The organism is Vibrio sp. 10N.222.55.B11, assembly GCF_041473705.1.
GTDB classification, from domain to species: domain Bacteria; phylum Pseudomonadota; class Gammaproteobacteria; order Enterobacterales; family Vibrionaceae; genus Vibrio; species Vibrio crassostreae_C.
Window position 1 is genome coordinate 1 of the sequence record NZ_JBFRST010000041.1, and the last position, 18040, is coordinate 18040.

Annotated in this window: 14 protein-coding genes; 9 read left to right on the forward strand and 5 right to left on the reverse strand. The window is 43.8% G+C overall.

What is annotated here, in order from left to right; all coding sequences use genetic code 11:
* Positions 1 to 203: 203 nt before the first annotated feature.
* Positions 204 to 989: a DNA-binding transcriptional regulator KdgR gene (kdgR, locus tag AB4503_RS14445; protein WP_048609766.1), complete on the reverse strand. Its 786-nt coding sequence runs from the start codon at positions 987 to 989 to the stop codon at positions 204 to 206.
* 246 nt (positions 990 to 1235) lie between these two features.
* Here kdgR and kduD point away from each other — a divergent pair, with 246 nt between their 5' ends.
* From kduD to AB4503_RS14480, 7 genes are all read left to right on the forward strand, one after another.
* Positions 1236 to 1997 carry a 2-dehydro-3-deoxy-D-gluconate 5-dehydrogenase KduD gene (kduD, locus tag AB4503_RS14450; protein ID WP_048609765.1) on the forward strand — a complete coding sequence of 254 codons (762 nt, stop codon included), beginning with the start codon at positions 1236 to 1238 and terminating at the stop codon, positions 1995 to 1997.
* Between the two features lie 18 nt (positions 1998 to 2015).
* A complete protein-coding gene (locus AB4503_RS14455; RefSeq protein WP_372115209.1) occupies positions 2016 to 2540 on the forward strand; it encodes a YgjV family protein in 525 nt (174 codons plus the stop codon).
* Between the two features lie 7 nt (positions 2541 to 2547).
* Entirely contained in the window at positions 2548 to 2868 is a 321-nt protein-coding gene (locus AB4503_RS14460) for a cupin domain-containing protein (RefSeq protein WP_372115211.1), read from the forward strand.
* Positions 2869 to 2940: 72 nt separating this feature from the next.
* Entirely contained in the window at positions 2941 to 3579 is a 639-nt protein-coding gene (locus AB4503_RS14465; RefSeq protein ID WP_372115213.1) for an RpiB/LacA/LacB family sugar-phosphate isomerase, read from the forward strand.
* A 405-nt stretch (positions 3580 to 3984) separates the two neighbouring features.
* Positions 3985 to 5751 carry a sodium:solute symporter family protein gene (locus AB4503_RS14470; RefSeq protein WP_372115215.1) on the forward strand — a complete coding sequence of 589 codons (1767 nt, stop codon included), beginning with the start codon at positions 3985 to 3987 and terminating at the stop codon, positions 5749 to 5751.
* Positions 5752 to 5910: 159 nt separating this feature from the next.
* Positions 5911 to 7335, forward strand: a complete 1425-nt coding sequence (gene uxaC, locus AB4503_RS14475) for a glucuronate isomerase (RefSeq protein ID WP_372115217.1) — start codon at positions 5911 to 5913, stop codon at positions 7333 to 7335.
* Positions 7336 to 7344: 9 nt separating this feature from the next.
* Positions 7345 to 9345: a heparinase II/III family protein gene (locus tag AB4503_RS14480; protein WP_372115219.1), complete on the forward strand. Its 2001-nt coding sequence runs from the start codon at positions 7345 to 7347 to the stop codon at positions 9343 to 9345.
* Between the two features lie 153 nt (positions 9346 to 9498).
* On the opposite strand, the gene AB4503_RS14485 is transcribed toward AB4503_RS14480, so the two are convergent.
* Together AB4503_RS14485 and AB4503_RS14490 are read right to left on the reverse strand one after the other, a co-directional pair.
* Entirely contained in the window at positions 9499 to 12108 is a 2610-nt protein-coding gene (locus tag AB4503_RS14485; RefSeq protein WP_372115221.1) for a response regulator, read from the reverse strand.
* Positions 12101 to 13330, reverse strand: a complete 1230-nt coding sequence (locus AB4503_RS14490) for an acyl-homoserine-lactone synthase (RefSeq protein WP_017066033.1) — start codon at positions 13328 to 13330, stop codon at positions 12101 to 12103. Before AB4503_RS14490 ends, AB4503_RS14485 begins: the two co-directional genes overlap by 8 nt.
* Before the next feature lie 668 nt (positions 13331 to 13998).
* On the opposite strand from AB4503_RS14490, the gene AB4503_RS14495 reads away from it, so the two are divergent.
* Positions 13999 to 14391 (forward strand): cystatin domain-containing protein, encoded by a 393-nt coding sequence (locus AB4503_RS14495; protein ID WP_017064277.1) that lies wholly within the window; start codon positions 13999 to 14001, stop codon positions 14389 to 14391.
* A gap of 103 nt (positions 14392 to 14494) precedes the next feature.
* Here the strand turns inward: AB4503_RS14495 and AB4503_RS14500 are convergent, their stop codons facing one another.
* Both AB4503_RS14500 and AB4503_RS14505 read right to left on the reverse strand, forming a co-directional pair.
* On the reverse strand, positions 14495 to 15073 hold the full coding sequence (locus AB4503_RS14500) for a hypothetical protein (RefSeq protein WP_017067975.1): 579 nt from the start codon (positions 15071 to 15073) through the stop codon (positions 14495 to 14497).
* 196 nt (positions 15074 to 15269) lie between these two features.
* Positions 15270 to 16868, reverse strand: coding sequence for an isocitrate lyase (locus tag AB4503_RS14505; protein WP_136981762.1), 1599 nt, complete (start codon positions 16866 to 16868; stop codon positions 15270 to 15272).
* 130 nt (positions 16869 to 16998) lie between these two features.
* On the opposite strand from AB4503_RS14505, the gene AB4503_RS14510 reads away from it, so the two are divergent.
* On the forward strand, positions 16999 to 17952 hold the full coding sequence (locus tag AB4503_RS14510) for a LysR family transcriptional regulator (protein WP_012600244.1): 954 nt from the start codon (positions 16999 to 17001) through the stop codon (positions 17950 to 17952).
* The last annotated feature ends 88 nt before the right edge of the window (positions 17953 to 18040 follow it).

Consider the following 18040-nt stretch of genomic DNA (forward strand, 5'->3'; position numbering starts at 1 on the left):
TTAATTTTCCGGATTGGTATCATTGTTCATAGTGGGTTATAGGCTTGATGGTCTGCGTATGATTGGTGGAAGGGGGGGAGGAGTTTATCTGAGCTATATGTCGTTCTATTTACGCACAACATGACTTGTCGATGATTCTTGGGCTATTAATTGAAGGGGACAACTCGCAATAAAAAAGGCAGCAATAACTGCCGCCTTTATCATTATTTTATTGGGTAATCATTAAACCCTAATTGCTTGGATATATTTCTACCTGCGTTGTGCAGTAACGCCACATAGTGAGCTTTTTTCTCTTCATCAAATCGAATGGTAGGAAATGAAATTGAGACGCCAGCAATTACGGTACCAAAACGGTCGTAAACTGGAGCTGCGATACAACGTAAGCCTGGCTCTTGTTCTTCATTATCTTCGCCAAAGTGCTGTAGCTTAACCGCTTTAAGTTCGTCGATAAGTTGGTCGACGTTTTCAAGGGTATTTTTTGTGCTTTTCACAAACTCGGCGTCTGCCAACTGAGTGCGAACGAATTCTTCGTCACGTTCTGCCAATAAAACCTTACCAATCGCAGTCGTATGCAGAGGATTTCTTCGACCAACGCGCGAGTGCATGCGCAGCGCGAAGCTAGAATCGATCTTGTGTATGTAGATGATAGAGCCATGGTCCAACGCACCTAAGTGAATGGTTTCATTAGTCTCTTCTGAAATCACACGCATCTCTTTCTCTGCAATTGTGATCATATCAACCCACTCGAGTGATTTTGAACCAAGTTCGAACATCTTTAATGTGAGTGAGTATCGGTCAGCTTCGCCTTGTTGAGATACATAGCCAAGCATTTTCATTGTTTGTAGAAAGCGATAGGTAGTGGCTTTAGACATCATTAGACGTTGTGAAAGGTCTGATACGCCTATTTCCTTCTGTTCCCCCAGAGATTCAAGAATATTAAAAACTTTTAATACCGATGAAACGGCTTCTGGTTGGGTGGACTTCTCCATTTTTCTTCCTTTAGGCTATCTAATATCAAGACAAAATACCACTTTTCGTAATTTCTAAAAAGCCTTTTCAAAAAAATAAAAAACGAGAACGATCAACTTCAAAGTTTTAACTTAATTAGAAATTATTTTTGAAATGTCGTTTCAAAAATAATTGTCAGCAACGAATTTATGTTTTATTGTATGACTAAATCGAGTGGGCGACATTACAGAAATGCCACAACACTAAACGTAATTGAGGAAGCGAACATGATGTTAGAGTCATTCAATCTGGAAGGTAAAGTAGCGATAGTGACGGGTTGTGATACCGGTCTTGGTCAAGGTATGGCAATTGGTTTAGCTGAAGCTGGATGTAAAGTGGTTGGCGTAAATCGTGTTGAGCCAACAGATACCATCGAAAAAATGAATGCAGCGGGTCATACGTTTCTAGACGTACGTGCTGACCTTCTAAAGCAGGAAGATATTCCTGGAATTATAGATAAAGCGCTGACTGAGTTTGGTCACATCGACATCCTTGTTAATAATGCCGGCATTATTCGCCGAGAAGACGCGATTGAGTTTTCTGAGCAAAACTGGGATGACGTAATGAACATCAATACTAAGACCGTTTTCTTTATGTCTCAGTCTGTTGCGAAGCAGTTTAAAGCGCAAGGCACTGGCGGCAAGATCATTAATATCGCATCAATGCTCTCTTTCCAAGGTGGTATTCGTGTTCCTTCGTATACTGCGTCTAAGAGTGCTGTAATGGGTATTACCCGTGCGATGGCGAACGAATGGGCGAGCGATAACATTAATGTTAATGCGATTGCACCTGGATATATGGCAACCAATAATACTCAAGCATTGCGTGAAGATGCAGATCGTAACCAAGCTATTCTTGAGCGCATTCCTGCTGATCGTTGGGGTACACCAAAAGATGTCGCTGGCCCATGTGTGTTCTTAGCATCACCTGCATCGGATTACATTAATGGCTATACCATTGCTGTTGATGGTGGATGGTTAGCACGATAACGATTTTTGTAATATAAGATGGTTAACGAGGTCGTTGCACAAGCTGTAGGGCTAGTAAGTTTCCTTCTGGGCCTTTCGACCTTTTACCAGAAGGACGACAAAAAGCTCAAAGTGGTTATGTTGATGTTGAACGTTAACCATCTTATTCACTTTTTATTATTGGGTTCCATTACATCGGCAATCGGTGCTTTGATTTCAGCACTCAGAACTGGCACCGCGATGTATACCAAATCGCTGTGGGCTGCAGGGTTATTTATTGCCCTCGCGGTTGGCAGCGGAATCGGTTTTGCTCAGCATTGGTATCAACTTCTGCCTTTAGCGGGAACGATTATTGGAACGTACTCAATATTTAGATTGAACGGTATTGCACTAAGAGTTGGCTTTTTATTGGGAGCTACATGCTGGCTAACTAATAATCTGATTATTGGTTCAATTGGTGGCTCGCTGATGGAAATATCAGTGATAGGGATTAACCTCGTTACTATTTTTCGTCTATACCAAGATAACGCCAAGTGCAAAATTACGCCGCAACAACAGGAATAAAAACGACATGTTTGTGTATAACGAAGACGTGAAAATGGAAGATCTTGGCGCGGGAGTTTCTCGCAAGGTGCTTGCTCATAGCGAGAACGTGATGGCTGTAGAAGTTCATTTCGAAACCGGCGCTGTTGGTGCGTTGCATACCCATCCTCATGAGCAGCTCACATACGTTTTGTCGGGAACCTTTGAGTTCACTATTGGTGATGTAACGCAAGTGGTGCGCGCAGGCGACACTATGTACAAAGAGCCGGGTATCGAACATGGCTGTGTTTGCCTAGAAGCCGGCGTATTAATTGATAATTTTACGCCAATGCGTAAAGACTTTGTTTAAGCTCTGAATTTTTTAGAACGAACATTTGAGCACTAATTTTTAAATTTGCAGTAATGCTGCGGGAGAAAGTAAATGAAAATCGCACTAATGATGGAAAACAGTCAAGCAGGCAAAAATGCAATGGTATCAGCTGAACTAGAGTCAGTTGCTGGTGGTTTTGGTCATGATGTCTTCAACCTAGGAATGACAGACGAGAACGATCACCACTTAACGTATATTCATCTAGGTATTATGGCGAGCATTCTGATTAACTCAAAGGCGGTTGACTTTGTTGTGACAGGATGTGGCACTGGCCAAGGTGCTTTGATGTCGCTGAACTTACATCCAGGCGTGGTTTGTGGTTACTGTTTAGAGCCTTCTGATGCGTTCTTGTTTAACCAAATCAACAACGGTAATGCTATCGCGCTCGCTTTTGCGAAAGGTTTTGGTTGGGCTGGTGAATTGAACGTTCGTTACATCTTTGAAAAAGCTTTCACAGGTGAGCGTGGTCAAGGTTACCCGTTAGAGCGAGCAGAGCCACAACAACGCAATGCCGCGCTTCTTAATGAGGTAAAAGCAGCGGTAGTGAAGGATAACTTTATTGATTCACTGCGCGCTATCGATCAAGAGCTTGTGAAGACTGCTGTGGATAGCCCTCGTTTCCAACAGTGTTTCTTTGATAACTGCCAAAATCAAGAAATTGCTGATTATGTTCGTACGCTTTTGGACTAATTCAAGCGCTTGATTTCAGAGAGCCAGCCCAATGAGGCTGGCTTTTTTAGATCCGGTGTTTGGATAATTAGTGGCTGATATTCAGTCAATACCAAGCAATAGGCGCCTGAGTCATGGCTTGGTATACCTCCTAGGTTCGTAATTTGGTCGCTAGACCCCTAGGTTACTTGATCTATTTTTGTCCCTTCTCGCCACGATGTATCCAAATATCCATCAATGATCTTTTCAACCTAAAAAGCCGCCGATCTCAATAATCCAACCTCGTTCTCATTTGTATGACTTTTGCATTGTTTGGATCACAAAAATTACAGAACACCCTTAAATAAAATGCCGTTGATGTAATAATGAAATGGCATTTTAAAAATTAAATCATTTAAACGGAACAATAATGAAAAGGGGTTCGTAATGAATATCGACATGCTCGTTGTTGGTGTCTACTTTATCTTTATGATAGCGATTGGCGTCATCTTCAAACGTTTTGCAGGCAGCTCTACCAGTGATTACTTTCGTGGAGGAGGTAAGATGTTGTGGTGGATGGTTGGCTCTACCGCATTCATGACGCAGTTTAGTGCTTGGACATTTACTGGCGCAGCAGGTAAAGCTTTTACCGATGGGTTCCCAATCATGGTTATTTTCATGGCGAACGCATTTGGCTTTCTACTTTCGTGGTTGTTCTTTTCATACCGCTTTCGACAAATGCGTGTTGTTACACCTATTGAAGGTGTGCGTCGTCGCTTCGGTGCAACGAATGAACAAGTGTTTACGTGGGCGACAATGCCGACAAGTGTGGTTTACACCGGTATTTGGCTAAATGGTCTCGCACTGTTCGTTAGTGCTGTGTTTAAAGTGGATATCGAAACCACGATAGTTGTGACTGGCTTGATTGTTCTCTTCATTTCAGTACTGGGCGGAGCATGGGGGGTTGTTGCTTCAGACTTTGTACAAATGGTTGTGATCATGGCGGTGACGGTGGTTTGTGCTGTGGCTGCATTGGCAAAAATTGGTGGTCCAGCGAATCTTATCGAGCAATTCCCTGTCGACAGTGTCATGGGCTCTGATATGAACTATCCATTGCTGTTCGTATCTTGGTTTATCTTCATGTTCGTTAAGCAGCTGCAAAACATCAACAACATGCAAGATTCATATCGTTTCTTAACGGCGAAAGATTCTGTTAACGCACGTAAAGCGGCACTCCTAGCGTTTGTATTGATGTTGGTTGGACCTGCAATTTGGTTCTTACCACCTTGGGTAACGGCAATTATCTATCCTGAAGCGGCAACTGTGCACGCGGCTGAACTTGGTAGTAAAGCAGCTGATGCAGTCTACTTAGTGTTTGTCGAAAACGTCATGCCGGTTGGTATGGTGGGATTGCTTATGTCGGCTGTATTTGCAGCAACAATGTCTTCAATGGATTCAGGTCTAAACCGAAATTCAGGTGTGTTCGTGCGTAACTTTTACGCACCAATTATAGATAAAAACGCGGATGACAAGAAGCTGATGCGAGTGAGTCAATTCATGACTATGGTCTTCGGCATATTGATCATAATGGTGGCTCTGTTCATTAACTCTCTTCGTGGCTTGAGCCTTTTCGACGCAATGATGTACGTAAGTACGCTGTTACAGATGCCAATTCTAGTGCCGTTATTCTTCGGTATGTTTATTAAGAAAACGCCCGACTGGGCAGCCTGGGCGACCTTGGCTGTGGGCATGTTGGTGTCTTACATCGTGAGTTTTGTGCTTACAGCAGACGTAGTTGCCAATCTATTAAACCTAGAGGTTCCGTTCACAGGACGTGAAGCGAGTGACCTAAAAGTTCTGCTTGGGGTTATTGGTCACCTTGTGATCACGGGTGGTTTCTTCTGTCTAACAACTAAGTTCTACAAAGAGCCAGTGGGCGAACGAAACACAGAACTTAAAGAGTTTTGGAGTGATGTTGCGACTCCTGTTATCGAAGACGAAGGACAAGATGAAATGGATCGCCAACAACGCGACATGCTAGGCAAACTCATTCTGGTTTTCGGTGCACTTGTAACGGCGATGGTACTAATCCCGAACCCGTTCTGGGGTCGTATGGCCTTTGTCTTCTGCGGCGCAGTGATTGTTACTGTGGGTTCTCTGTTATTGAAGAGTGCGAGGAAAACGCCTCGTTTAGAAGTATCTACATCTAAGTAATCGGCAATAACTAGCCATGTAAAAGTAATAAGGGTATAGGCCAGAGGGGAAACTCTCTGGCTTATATGAACCACCTCGTAGAGGGGCTTTAGGAAACAATTTCATGAATGAATTTTTCCCTAAAGTTTATCAATACAGTTTTCTACAAGAGTTTGAATTATGTCTTCATACATACATAAAGATTTTCTATTGCAGGGGGACACTGCCAAGCGTTTATATCACGATTACGCGGCAGGGCTTCCTATTATTGATTATCACAACCACTTAGATGCCAAAGAGATTTATGACAACCATCAATACGACAATATTGCTCAGGCTTGGTTGAGTTGCGATCACTACTTGTGGCGTGCATTACGAAGTAACGGAGTCGATGAGTATTACATCACAGGTGATGCGAGTGATTATGAAAAGTTTCAAAAGTGGTGTGAGACCATGCCGTATCTTATCGGCAATCCGCTGTATCACTGGTGTCATTTGGAGCTTAAGAAATACTTCGGTCTCGATTTACTACTCAACTCAGAGAATTGCGCGGTTATTTGGCAACACTGTAATAAAAAACTCAGCCAAGAGTCTCACCGATTCCAAAGTCTGCTTAAAGAGAGTCGAGTCGATACCTTGTGCACTACCGATGATCCACTTAGCGATTTGAGCTATCACGATAAACTGAATCGTTCAGAATTTGCTGTACAAGTCTTGCCGACATTTCGCGCTGACAGCCTGATTGAAATAGAGAATCAAAGTAGTTTTCAAAAGACACTCAATTCACTGGCGTTCATCACTGATATTAATATCGTCGATTTTGCAAGCTACGCTCAAGCAATCACGTCTCGCGTGGACTATTTTGCACAACATAACTGCCGATTATCTGACTTAGGGCTAAAAGTTGTGGAGTTTTCACATTATTACTCTGAAGTGCTTGATAAAGCGATAGCAAAGGTTAACCGTGGTGAGGCGCTGGATAGTGAAGAAATTTCGCAGTTTAAGACAGCCGTTTTTGAAGTGCTTGGTAAGGCTTATCACAAGCACGGTTGGTCGATGCAAATTCATATTGGAGTGTTAACTAATGTGAATAGGCGCCGCTTTGATAAGCTAGGTGGCGGTATGGGGTTCAGTGTTATCAGTGACAACCCAATTGCAGAAAACCTTAGTCATTTATTGAGTTTGTTAGATCAAGACCGCCAACTCCCTCAGACCATCGTATATAGCCTTAACCCGAAAGATAGCCCAGTGCTTGGGTCAATCATAGGCGCTTTTCAAGACAGTGATGCGCAGCCAGGTAAAGTGCAGCTTGGTTCTGCGTGGTGGTTTAACGATCATAAGGCGGGTATGGAAAAACAACTTCAAGATCTAGCTAGTTTAGGGGCGCTAGGGCGCTTTGTAGGAATGTTAACCGACTCTCGCAGCGTGTTGTCACTCTCTCGTCATGACTATTTTCGTCGCATTCTATGTAACTTACTTGGTAAGTGGGTCGATGACGGGGAACTACCGAATGATGAGCCTTTGCTTAAACAGAGTGTCGAGAACATCTGTTATCAAAACGCCAAACAATACTTCAATTTTCATTCATCTAAAGATTTAGTATAGGTATCCATTATGCTGCAGTTTACCTCTCAGGAAATGGCGGTCATTCGTCAAAATGCCAGCCAAGAGATCATCGAACAAATTATTCAAGATAATCAGGTTGTGCTTACTTCAGACACTCTCGTTCCACCCGATGCCCGCGCAACATGGAATTTATATTATTTTTGCCCAACGCATGGGGTTCGCTTAAGTTGGGATAGAGACCGACCCACTGAACATGTGTGCCCTGTTGATGGCGAAGTGCTTACTGGGGAACCTTATGACGGTGCATGGTGGCGTTGGCTTAATGGGCTCAATTCTAAAGCGTGTAATGACCTAGGCTTGCTTTGGCACATTACTCAAGACCGAAAATACTTCGAAAAAGTTCGTGAGATCTTATTGGGTTATGCTGAATACTACCCGAATTACGAAGAACACGGCGGTATTCCATATAACGGTCCAGGAAAAGCAAATGCACAGACTCTTTGCGAAGCGAATTGCAATATTGATTTTGCCCGAGGCTATGATTTCGTTAAAGAGCAGTTGAATACCGAAGATCAATTATTTATTGAACAGCGCTTGTTACGCGAAGGCGCTGAGTTCCTGATGCAACATCGAGCTGATCAATTGCATAACCATGAAATGAAAATTTCTGCGACTATTGGTGTGATAGGCTTGATACTTGGTGACCGAAAATTCATCGACTTTGCGGTGAGCACTCCTTATGGCTTGAAGTATCAGTTAGAGCATGGTGTAAAGGGGGAGGGCTTATGGTTTGAAGGTTCTATCCATTATCATTACTACGCTTTACAAGCACTTCTGAATTTCGAAAAAATGGCATGTAAAACAGAGTACTCACTACAAGCGGCGCCAAACTTCCATACCATGTTGGCGTTCCCGCTCAAGCTACTCATCAATACGGGTGACTTTCCACGTCTGAACGATTGTATTGCGGGTCAAGAGAAGTTAACTCATAGCCACTTGTTCGAATTCGGGTATCGCGAGTTCCGAGACCCTTTATTTGCATCGGCGTTGCAGAGCATCTATCAGGATAAGCCACGCAACAATATCGACGCACTGTTGTACGGTGTTGATGCATTACCTGTGGCAGAGCCGCTCATGTGCCAGTCTATTCATGCAGAACAATCAGGCGTCACGATCATGCACGATCGAGAGCACGATAACATGCTATTAATTAAGCACTCTCCGTATGGTGGTGAGCATGATCACTATGATCGACTAGGGGTGATCATTACTCGAAATGGTAAAGAAATTTTGCCTGACTTGGGAACAACAGGGTACGGTGCTGAACTGCATTATGGGTATTATAAAAATACGGTGACGCACAACACCTTGGCGGTGAATCAGAAGAATCAACCGCCAGCCAACCCTCAAGTGAATACATTTGTAAAAGAACAGTCCTACACATGGTTAGACACACAAACAGATTGGTGTGGTGAGTTACCGACGGTCGATAGCCATACTATTGTTCAGTGGGATTTAGCCGCGTACAAAGACGTTGTGTTTCGCCGTCAAATTCTGTGGTTAGGGGATGTGGCGATTGAATTCAATACTGCGGAAAACCCTCACCACCAACAACTAGATTTGGTCTGGCATGTCAGAGGACAACACAGCGCTTTGACGGAGGCACAAGGTTGCGACAATCCACTAGATGGGCCTTTAGCAAGAATGACGAGCTGCCATGACATGCCTCTTAAAGTGTCCATTGATTTGCGTTATTCGATTGATGGACAAACTGAATTTAATCAGCAGCTGATAACAGATAGTTCAGCAACTCTGTTGTTGGGGTATGCGCCAGACAACCCTGCAACCAGTGATTTAGCTTACACGATTTTACGTAGCCAAGAAGCGGTTCTTAAAGTTGCCACGGTACATAACTTGACGCAAAACGATGAGGTTCGAGTTTCTGATATCGAGTGGCGATCGGACGTTATCAATCTAAGCTTGGTAAGAAATGGAGTGGCACTATCTATTTCAATTAACCAAGAAACGGGTGTGACTTTGTTCGTCTGAGCGAACAACAATATTAATGAAATATAACTCGCTGAATTTCACGAGTTCACCCCCATAATAAAAATCCCCTCAAGAACCTTTCTTGAGGGGATTTTTTATCAGTCGTTGATTAACTTGTTAGCCATTAGCCATTAGCCATTAGCCATTAGCCATCTACTCTTCATCTTCGGTTTCTTTGGGAGCATTCGACGCCCAGTCTTTTTCAAGCCAGTTATCGAGCACGTGTTGCAGCACGTTCAAGGAGGTTGGTTTCTCTAGGCGACCATCCATCAACTTGCTGATCATATCTAACTCGTGCTGTCCTGATTCGCCAGACAAAGCAATGATTGGCGTTTGAGGAGAGCGTGCCTTGATGATTTGGCTTGCGTCAAAACCATTCATTATCGGCATTTGTACGTCCATTAAGATTAAATCGACCTTGTGTGTTTTGAACAGCTCGACGGCATTCTCGCCGTTTTTAGCTTGTAAGCTATTTACGCCAAGTCGACTCAGGTACATCTGAACAAGCGTGCGTTGCACTTCTTTATCATCGACGATAAGCACGGTTGGAGCCAAATGGTTCTCTGGGGTTAGCGTACTTGTTGGTTCTGAACTTTGCGTTTCTGCTTGGTTATCTGGCTTAGCTTCAGCGTTGGTTTTGTTTTCAGTTGCGGTTTGATTACCTTTCCAATCATCGAAGTAAGGCGTACGAAGTGCGTCTGCTTTGGGGGCATTGGGTACCACCGGGAAGTACAGGTGGAACTCAGTAAACTCCCCAAGTTTAGAGTGGCACTCAACTCGGCCGCCAAATGAACGCATCACTCGTTGGCAATAACCGAGCCCTAGGCCGCTACCACCGCTTTTTTGGTAAGAGAAGAAATCATCAAAAATTTTATGTGTAATGGCTTCGTCAATGCCGGGGCCGGTATCTCGGAATATTAGAACGTTCTCGTACGGTCCGGTGTTGGTGCTGATCTCAATTTGGCTTTCTGGATAAGAATCAAAGTAATAGATTGCATTACGTATCAGGTTGAAAATGACGAAGTTGAATAAGGTTTCATTCAGCTTTGCCACAAAATCAGCATGTTGTGGTAAACGAATTCGCTCAATGATCTTCTCGTTCTCAAAGCCATAATGGCTGACGGCTTGATCCACGGCCTTGTGGATAGAGGTCATGGTGATTGGTCCATGCTCGGGTGAGCTGTCACTGACTTCTCGCAAGATGATATCAATCAGCTGTCGACCACGTTGAATCGCAGCTTGGCCGTTCTCAATATCAAGTAAGATCTGTTTCGCTGGAGCTTGATTATCAATGTGCTGTTTTAATAGTTCAAATTGCAATTGCACTTGAGCCAGTGGGTTACGCATTTCATGAGCGATTGAGTTAGCAAGGGCACGGCTTTGGCGGATGCGTCTATCGGCTTCGATAGTGCTTTGTACTCGAGTTAACAAGGTTTGCAGGGCAGAGATCTCTTCGTTAGAGAACATCTGATCGTTGCTCTTGTGTGACGATACTAACAAGTGCGTGACCGATTTCCCCTGGCCGAATAGAGGCATCACCAAAGCGGTATCGTTGGAGCTCATCTTGTCATATAGGGCTTTTATCGAGCGCTTGGCTGGTGCGGTGTAATCAAGCTCCTGAGACAGCTCATCGAACACTAAAACGGACTTGTTGGTAGACAGGTAATCTTCGTAGAAGGTTTCGTTGTAGTTGCTGTTCACCAGACGCAACTTGTCTTCGGGAATCTGCAATAGGCTACCTAATCGACGCATTGCATCATCAATCGACAGCTTGAAATCGTCTTCTAGTGAGAGGATCTGTTGTACTGGCGTTTTCTTGTTTCCGTAGACAAAGAACGAGGCGTAGTGGCTTACGCGCTTGTAGAGAACATGCCACGTGATGCCGATAATCGCGCAGATTGGGATAGCAACAAGCCATTGACTGTCGTCTGTCAGCGGGATAAATATCGCGCCAAAAGGGATCACCAAAATAGCACAAACCAACATCGCATTTAGGCTCATGTACGCCAGGTATTTCACGCTGTAGAAGCGCGAGGTCAGCAGGGCATAGCCAACGAACAACATTTCACTTATCGACAAAGCTGGTGGCAGCCAAGTGAGCGAGAAATCACGCAAGAAGTAGGTCATGCCTAGGTGGATCGTCGCAGTAGACAGCATGAAGACTAAAATGCCGGCGATCATATAGTTGGTTTTGGCTAAAGTTAGCTTGCTGCTGTTGGCGCGCATGGCCACCAGGTTGAGTAGTGTTAGCACTACAAAGCTAATCATCCCAATAAAGAAGTACGGCGTATGCGGGCCAAACTCAATCACGAACTGGCTTGGGCCTGCAATGGTGACGTGTTCAACGGTTAACCCCGGACTTAAATTGATAAAGAAGGAGTAGACGGTCAGGGTGACGAAAATGGCTTGCTGCCACACATGAACCTTACCATTACGTTGTTCAGCGGCGAGTTTGCACGAGAAGTAATAGGCAAAGGCAAACGCAAAGAACGAGGCGAGGTTGGCAAACTTTGCGGCGAACACGGCGGCCGAGGCCCCAAGTTCCGGTAATAAGTCGGTATGGAAATAAGCGTTACTGCTGATCCACGCAACAATGCAGATCGAATACGCGATGTAAGGGGCATGGTGTGTCCCTGCGATCACTTCGTTCTTCTGTTTCAGGCGATAGCAGTAATAGAACAACCACATGACAACCACAGCCACGGTTGCAAGCAGTGTGATTGCTTTTGCATAGATGATCGCCTCTAGGCCGAAATCAAACATGTTCATCCTTTTTCACCGAGCTAGTTTTTCCTGCCGAGCGCGACTTTTCTAATGACTTTCTGCTTTCTCGCACTGCGCGTTTGTAGCTTCGAAAATCGACATTATTGAACGCTTTTACCATCATCTCAAAATTCCAGAATCCACGATAAATTGTCGTGCCATCGTCATTTAATTCGCAATATCCAGAATGGAAGTATGCATTGGAATCAATGGTTTGATAAAACTGAAGCATGAAAGGTTGCTCGATAATAGTGAAGCCAATCTTATAGCCTATTTGGTGTAACACACTCATCAGCTCTTTTTGAGAAAGGTAGAGGAAATAGAGCTTTTGTTGGGTATTGCCACTGACTGTCAGACGTAACACCTCACACAGGGCATCTTTGTCGGACAATTGTAACTGGAATTGTTGGTCAAATTCTGGGAGAGAGTAACATTTTGACAGTGTAGGCGGTGTGAAAAGTTGTAACCCTGCGAGTTCATCGTAGCCGTAATTGGGTAAACAGTATTGCCATTGCTCATTGCTGAACGGCGGTGCGTAACTTAGCCAAGTGTCATTCTTAGACCAGTCTTGAATCAGCGCAGAGGAAACCAGTGTTGGAAAGGCTTCATCGACTGGATGCTTGAGCAGAATAAAATGCTTACCTGCCTGAGAAAGGTGTAATAAAGGCAGCATCTCAAACCATTTCTCGCCCTTGATGAACACCTCGAGATTGCTTAAAGCAATGGCATCGCTGATTGGCATTCCTTGTGGGTGACTCGGTGTTTGTACCAAAAGTGGCTCATGTTCTATCTGTTCGATGATCGCACCGTAATAAGCACTGTCATTGATAGGGAGGTCGACATGAGAAATGGAGCTTGGATTTAATGGAGATTTTGCTTTGATCGCAGCAATTTCACACTCACACCAGAAATCTAGCCAATGCATATAGCACTGCCCTACAGCCTGTTCTAGAAGAGCAATTTCTGCAGATAGTGTATTTGGATAGCGCAGAATCAGATCGCGGTAGTCCATCACCTCAAACAATACAGAGTAGCTTTTGTTTTGATGCTCTGGGAAAAGCAATTCTAACTGGCTTCTACGATATTCAGTCACGTTTTGAAAAAGCTCAGTGCGCTCATGTGGCTGATAAGTGTTGATGACGAGCTCTATCAGCGCTCGCTGTTTTATTTCGATAGACAGACTGCTAGCCAACAGTGAGCCTAAAGACGACGTTAATTTCATGTTTAACCTAGCCTAGGTTTATATAATTATTTTTATTTGATCTGCATTATCTATAGGACACTGATTTTAGGTATGTGTTTGAAGTTACGTTACTTTGAGAGAGCCAATCGTAACTTTACTTGTGTCCATGGTGTGAGAAGTAAGTTGCATAATCGGGCGAGATTTTACTACTTGCACTCACCCTCAACAATAAAGATTTTCCATATTTGAATGAATTCAAAGATGAACAAAATACATTATTATCAACAACTTGTAGGGTTGGATCACAGTTTTAAAATTAGACATGATTAAGTCGAGCATAAACTTTTGGATTTATAAAATAATTTCAAATATCTATTTTTTGAACCAATATCACAATCTACATCAAGATGAGCTCATCTTATTAATCGTGATAGGAATGTTTTTGGTGTGAAGTATGTAATTATCTGATTAATTATGTCTGTATTATTACTCGCTTATTCTCTCGCTACTCATTTTAATGATTTAAATATCAGGTGGATAAAAGCAGAGCTCCAGTGCTCGTCTTGTTTTCCTGACAATCTCCTGTGTTTATAGAGTAGTTACACCATAATCTCTGATGAAGTGATGACATTCGAGGTTTAAGCTTGCCTGCATATGAAACATTATTGCGAGTAATCCCTCGTAAATGATTGAGGTAGAGAGAATTTATGAAGAACGTACGATTAACATCATTACTTGGAACAGCAACCTTGTTTAGTGTCGTGGCGTTAGCTGGGTGTAGTCAGAAATCAGAAGTACCAACTCAACCGCAAGAGAATGCGAACCCCATCTGCAGCACTAAAAACCTGACGGGTGGTTGGTCGAAAAGTGAGATAACACCAGAAGCCAAGCAAGCTTTAAACGCAGTTCTTAGCCAAATGAACACTTCAGCTGAGCTCAAGCAGATCTTGAGTGTTCGAACTCAGGTTGTCGCGGGTTTGAATTACGCTATTGAGTTTGAAATGGATAATGGTGAAGTGTGGAACACCATCGTTTACCGTTCTCTACAAGGTGACATCGAAATGACGCAACCTGCACAGAAAGGTCTTCTGTGCTCATAATCTAGATGCGTCTGTATCTTGTGAGATAGGCTTATAGCAAATAAAAATGGCTCCGTATTGGGAGCCATTTTTGTTTTTAAGAAGACTGATTTGTTGAACGTTTTCAGTCGGCCAACTCGGGCTCAGCTAACTCCTGAACACAAGCACGGCTGATGTCTTCATCAATGTAGGCCATACCGAGTTTATTGAGGTAGTCCATGCGATCAGCAGTACGAAGCTCGATGTCGGGGCCTGCAATGTTATTGGCTTGATAAATTTCAGTGAGGTGAGACATGAATTGCTCGCCCACACTCATCATCAATAGACTCATTGCTCCTACGTCCGGTCTTACTTTGGCACGTTGCTTTTCAGATAAGTTTACCGCTAATACGATAGGCTGTTCTTCACCTTCGAAGCGAACGCCTCGCTCACGAACGGTTTGTTGAGCCCAGTAATATGCCAGTTCTTTGCTCTGGGTGAGAAACACTGGCTCAACCGATTCGGTGTAGTTGTTGCCGATGGTCGCCATAGTTTTTGAAGCTGCTTCGTTGAGCGCTTTGTCTCCAGAACGTTTTAAACCTTGGCCTTGAATAGAAGCCAATAAAGCGGAAGATGTGCCGTGATACCAAGTATCACCCGTCGCGAAACCATTCTCTGATAACAGTGTTTTTGCATCTTGTAGGTGTGTAGGTATTGAAGTCATAGGCACTCTCAAAAAATAAGAATCTTAACAAATACGTATACAGTTAGCTTAAACAGAAGTTGTTCGGTTAACCGTGGTGTGGAACACAAATCTGAGGCTTTGAGATAAAGCTGGCAGTACAAGCTTTATCTCAAAGCCTTCCCCCGGATCTTACCTAAGTAAGAGAGAAGGACGGGGGAGGCTTTAGCGTTAGCGGTTAATCAAATTGATTAGACGTATTCGCTTCACCCGCGGCTTTTAGTGCATTCTCACCCGCGAAGTATTCTTTGTGATCATCACCGATGTCTGAACCAGACATGTTTTGGTGTTTAACACAAGCGATGCCTTGGCGTATCTCTTTGCGCTGAACATTTGCAACATAGCCCAGCATGCCTTGGTCACCGAAGTATTCTTTTGCAAGGTTGTCGGTTGACAGCGCTGCAGTGTGGTAAGTCGGTAGCGTAATCAAGTGGTGGAAGATACCCGCTTCACGAGATGCATCCGCTTGGAATGTGCGAATCTTGTCATCAGCTCGTTTAGACAATTCAGTTTCGTCATATTCAGCACTCATTAGGCTAGCACGGTCGTAAGCTGAAACATCTTTACCTTCTGCTACCATCGCATCGTATGCTTGTTGGCGGAAGTTTAGCGTCCAGTTGAATGATGGAGAGTTGTTGTAAACCAGCTTCGCATTAGGGTGAACTTCACGTACGCCGTCCATCATCTCTTTGATTTGACCGATGTGTGGTTTCTCAGTCTCAATCCAAAGTAGGTCAGCACCTGCATTGATTGCTTCGATACAGTCAAATACACAACGATCTTCACCAGTACCTTGGCGGAATTGGTATAAACCTGAAGGTAGACGCTTAGGTCGAACTAGCTTGCCGTCACGGTTGAAACAAACATCGCCTTCAGCCATATCAGCAACATCAATCTCTTCAACATCTAGGTATGAGTTGTAGATGTCACCTTGGTCGCCCGGCTCTTTCACTACGGCGATTTCTTTTGTTAGGCCAGCACCTTGTGAATCGGTACGAGCAACGATGATGCCGTTGTCGATGCCTAGCTCAAGGAAAGCGTAACGAAGCGCACGAAGTTTTGCGTGGAAGTCAGCGTGTGGAACCGTTACTTTGCCGTCTTGGTGACCACATTGTTTCTCATCGGCTACTTGGTTTTCGATTTGTAGACAACAAGCTCCCGCTTCAATCATCTGCTTAGCCATTAGGTAAGTCGCTTCTGCGTTACCGAAACCAGCATCGATATCGGCAATGATTGGCACTACGTGTGTCACGTGGTTGTCTATTTTGTCTTGAATACGGTCTTGTAGGTTCACATCGCCTGCTTCACGCGCAGCGTCTAGCTCACGGAATAAACCACCCAGTTCACGAGCATCGGCTTGGCGTAGGAATGTGTATAGCTCTTCTACTAGGCCAGCAACGGATGTTTTCTCATGCATAGATTGGTCTGGAAGTGGACCAAAGTCAGAGCGAAGTGCAGCAACCATCCAACCAGAAAGGTATAGGTAACGACGGTCAGTCTTGCCATCAAAGTGCTTCTTAATAGAAATCAGCTTTTGTTGGCCGATGAAACCATGCCAGCAACCCAGAGACTGAGTGTATTGAGAGCTGTCTTCGTCGTAAGCCGCCATGTCTGCACGCATGATATCTGCCGTGTATTGCGCAATATCCAGACCTGTTTTGAATTTGTTTTGAGCTCGCATACGAGCAGCAGATTCAGGGTTAATTGCATCCCATGGAGCACCAGCAGCGCTTTTTGCAACTTCAATCATTTCGATATCTTGTGTAATTTGCGACATAACTATTCCTTAGTTTCACGTGGGGTATGGTTGCCAAATTGGCTTGGATTAAAACTTTGCTATGGACAAAGAATAACCACTCATGTGATAATTTTGTTAATTTATAGTTATTATATTCGGTATTTTTCTTATGAATATTGCTCGTATAGACCTTAATTTGCTTGTGTATTTAGACATGTTGCTACGTGAAAGAAACGTTACACGAGCAGCAAATCAATTGGGTATTACTCAACCAGCCATGAGTAATGGCCTTCGCCGATTGCGTGATCTGTTTGAAGACCCGCTATTAGTAAGAACAAGTGAAGGGATGATACCGACCGAACGCGCGCATAAGTTGCAGCCACTGATTCGAAACATCTTGGCGAATGTAGAGAAGACACTGCAACCGACCACAGAGTTTAATGCAGAAGACAGTGAACGCGTGTTTCGTATCATGGCGAGTGACTATGCAGAGTCGACCATTATTCAACCTCTTCTGAAAAGGTTAAGTGAGATAGCACCGAAAATACGACTGGATATCATGACGCCAAGTGACGTGAGTTATCAGGATGTAGAGCAAGGTACCGTTGATATAATTATCAACCGATTTGACGATATTCCTCAGTCGTTTCACCAGATGAGCCTCTGGCACGACGGGTTTTCTTGCCTATTTAGTTGTGACAACCCGATCGCCGACAACTTCGATATTTTGTCTTATTTAAAGGCACAACATATTTGGGTAAGTAAGACAGGTATGGGAACGGGAGTGGGAATAAACCCAAGTGAAGCACAAAAGCTTGGTTGGATAGATGAGGCATTAATGCGCATCGGTAAAACCCGTAACATCACGGTGTTTACTCGACACTATTTGTCGGCGATTCTCTTCGCTCAGCAGAAGAACCTTATCCTGACTATTCCTACCAAAGCAGCTCAACTGCAGCGCAATAATCCTAGATTGTTGATCAAGCCTGCGCCATTTGCGATTGAACCCTTTGAGGTGAAGATGGCGTGGAGTCCATTGTTACAAACCAATCCAGACCATCAGTGGATGCGTCGTTTGATTAAAAGTGTCGCTAACGAAATCGAGAGTGGAGTGACGGAATAACATAGTTTGTAGGGTATTTTTTATATGAATATCCAATATAACCGGCATAAATTAGCTAAATTCATGTCCGTTAAGTAAGTTTAAATCA